Origin of the sequence: Streptomyces sp. NRRL B-24572 (genome assembly GCF_002156145.1) — a bacterium.
GTDB classification, from domain to species: domain Bacteria; phylum Actinomycetota; class Actinomycetes; order Streptomycetales; family Streptomycetaceae; genus Streptomyces; species Streptomyces vietnamensis.
In genome coordinates, this window is sequence record NZ_MWIG01000761.1 from 1 (window position 1) to 2,780 (window position 2,780).

General features: G+C 72.8%; 3 protein-coding genes and 1 pseudogene. 1 reads left to right on the forward strand and 3 read right to left on the reverse strand.

What is annotated here, in order from left to right; all coding sequences use genetic code 11:
• Nucleotides 1-144: 144 nt before the first annotated feature.
• From CCN56_RS35320 to CCN56_RS35330, 3 genes and pseudogenes are all read right to left on the reverse strand, one after another.
• Nucleotides 145-591: pseudogene (locus CCN56_RS35320) on the reverse strand (ADP-ribosylglycohydrolase family protein); the annotation flags it as partial.
• 17 nt (nt 592-608) lie between these two features.
• On the reverse strand, nt 609-1,058 hold the full coding sequence (locus CCN56_RS35325; protein WP_086831868.1) for an ABA4-like family protein: 450 nt from the start codon (nt 1,056-1,058) through the stop codon (nt 609-611).
• Nucleotides 1,055-1,957: a hypothetical protein gene (locus CCN56_RS35330; RefSeq protein WP_086831869.1), complete on the reverse strand. Its 903-nt coding sequence runs from the start codon at nt 1,955-1,957 to the stop codon at nt 1,055-1,057. The genes CCN56_RS35325 and CCN56_RS35330 overlap by 4 nt, the downstream gene beginning before the upstream one ends.
• A gap of 197 nt (nt 1,958-2,154) precedes the next feature.
• On the opposite strand from CCN56_RS35330, the gene CCN56_RS35335 reads away from it, so the two are divergent.
• Nucleotides 2,155-2,780: MerR family transcriptional regulator (locus CCN56_RS35335; RefSeq protein WP_086831870.1), on the forward strand; the 626-nt coding region annotated here is incomplete at its 3' end.

Genomic DNA, 2,780 nt, shown 5'->3' on the forward strand with positions numbered 1-2,780 from the left:
GCAGGGGGGACCCCCTTGCCCTGCGGGACGATTGCCCACACGGGCGCGGGGCGACGCCCGCTCCGGCGCGGGCCCCCACGGGGCGAGGCGAAGCCCCGCGGGGCGCGGGCCCTACACGGGCGCGGGCGGGGGGCTCGCACCGGTCGCGGCCATCGTCTCGTCCCGGCCCCGCTTCGCGAAGTACACGGACGAGGTCGAGGCCCGCATCAGTGAAGCGTTGCCGGCTGCACGCCCGTTGATTTGGCAGTGCAACGCGGCGGCAGTGTCCCAGGCGTCGCCGCCCAGCAGAACCTGCTCCGTCTGGAGGCCGATGTCCTTGGGGTCCGCCGCCGCCCAGCGCCGGAAGCGGTCGAAGACGTCCGACAGGTCGAGGCCGCCCCGTTCGAGGAGCGACTCCCCGAGCAGGACGGCCATCTGCGTGTCGTCCGTCGCCTCTCCGGGATCCCAGCCGCCGCCCCCGCACAACTCCCCGACGCCGTCCGGGAACCGCTGCCGGAACACGCCGGGCAGCCCGAACTCGAAGGGGGCGCCCAGCGCGTCGCCGACGGCGGAACCAAGTACTGCGCCCACGGCGCGGTCGATGTCCGGCATCCGGTCAGGGTAGGCCGTCACACCGGGGCGGGGACCGGGTGTTCCTTCCTCCTGGCCGCCCAGGTCGCTCGGACCGCCAGGAACAGGGGCAGGCCGATGGGGGAGAGGAGGATGGTCAGGAGGAGCAGGGGGGCCATCAGGAGCGGGGGCACCGAGAGGCGGCGGGCCTCGCGGTACATCCACTGGCCGAGGAGGAGGTCCCAGGCGATGACCTGCGCCCAGAGGGCGGCGGCCCCGTTCGCGAGGGTGGTGAGGTCGCGGAAGGCGTCGATGTCGGGGCTGCTGACCGCCGTCCACAGCTCGGGCAGGACCGGGGCGGCGAGGACCGCCCAGACGGTCAGGATCGGCAGGACGGTCAGCGGTGAGGCCGCGAGCCGTTCGGTGCCCCGCCAGCGCGGCGCGAAGATCATGAGCAGCCAGACCGGCGCCGCCAAGAGGAACGTCAGCTCGAAGAGGAAGCCGGTCACGCCGCGAACTCCTCGGTGCGGGCGGGGGAGGTGGTGGCGGTGCGGAGGGACAGGGCCGCGGCCGCTCCGCCCACCAGCACGATCGCTCCCGCGGCGGCCAGCGTCGCGCCGTCCGGGGCGAACAGCGCCTGGCCGCGCAGTGCCTGCCAGGTCAGCAGGACGAAGGTCGCCGCGTACGCCGCCGAGGCCGTGACCACGAGGCGGAGTCGTATCCGCTCGTCGGCCAGGCGGGCGAGGGCCGGGACGCGGGTGGCGAGGGCGGTCAGGGCGATGAGGAGCAGGGGGAGCAGCTGGAGTGCGTGCATGCCGAAGAAGTGGGCGATGCGCAGGTCGCCGCCGGTGGTCGCCCAGCCGGTGACCGGCATCGACGGGCCGCCGTCCGGGACGCCGACGCTGTGCGCGCCGATGATCGGCGAGTTGTCGACGGCCAGCTGCTCCGGCGTCGGACGGACCATCAGGAAGCCGACGGCCGCGCCCGCCAGGGCGATCAGGGAGGACAGCCGGACGGCCCAGGCCATGGCCCGGTCGAGGATCCGGGCGCGGAGCAGGAGCACCGCGATGACCAGGGCGCTCAGCCAGAGCACGGCGACGGTGGCGCCCATGATCGAGAAGACGGTGGCGTCGAAGGGGGTCGTCTGGTTGAAGTGGCTCCGGGTGCCGCGGATCACCTGGAGGACGATCAGCACCATCTCGATGGTGCTGGTGACGGTGAGCACCGTCCCGGCCCACCAGCCGGCCCGTCGGCCGCGGGGGAGCAGCGAGAGCATCCAGGCCATGGTGAGCCCGTAGGCGACGAAAGAGACCGAGAACTTGAACGGCTTGGTCCAGATCGGGACGCCGACCAGGATCCGGTCGTCGACGAAGATGCCGACGGCCGAGACGAGGGCGAGGACGCCCATCGAGGCGGAGAACCAGACCAGGGGGCGGTGAAGCCGGACTGCTGGTGCGATCGAGGTGAGCGGGCCGGGCGAAGACATACGGATCCCCCCGTGGGAAGGTATGGATAGTGGCACTCGCCGCTATCTGATAGCGCCACTATCTATGATGGGGGCGTCGGTCGGCAAGGCCGGAGAGGGAACTGGAAGGTGAACGCGCTGTGCGCATCGGAGAGTTGAGTCGCAGGACCGGGGTGTCGGTGCCGACGATCAAGTTCTACGTACGGGAAGGGCTGCTGCCCGCCGGGGAGCTGACGAGCCCGAACCAGGCCTCGTACGGAGAGGCCCACGTGCAGCGGCTCCGCCTGATCCGGGCGCTCCTCGACGTGGGCGGCCTGTCGGTGGCGGCGATCCGGGGCGTGGTGGTCGCGGTCGACGATCCCGAGCAGCCGGTGCACAAGGTGCTCGGCGCGGCGACCAAGCCTCTGGTGCCGCGCTACGACCGCGACCCCGGCGACGGCATCGAGGAGGCGCGGAAGACGGTCGCCGGGCTCATCGCGGCGCGAGGCTGGCACACCGACCCCGCCGGTCCGGCGGCGGAGGCCCTCGCGGTGACCCTCGTGACGCTCGGCGAACTCGGGCACAGCCGGTTCGTCGAGGTCCTGGACGCGTACGCGGACGCGGCGGAGAAGGTCGCGAGGGCCGACCTGGAGTTCGTGGCGCAGCACGTGGCGCGGGAGGAGCTCGTCGAGAGCGCGGTCGTCGGCACGGTCCTCGGCGACGCGATCTTCTCCGCGCTGCGCCGCCTCGCCCACACGGACGCCTCGAACCAGGTCTTCGGCCAGAC

Coding starts and splice junctions, on each gene's coding strand:
- CCN56_RS35330 (WP_086831869.1), bottom strand. CDS start 1,957: ATGGGCGTCCTCGCCCTCGTCTCGGCCGTCGGCATCTTCGTCGACGAC.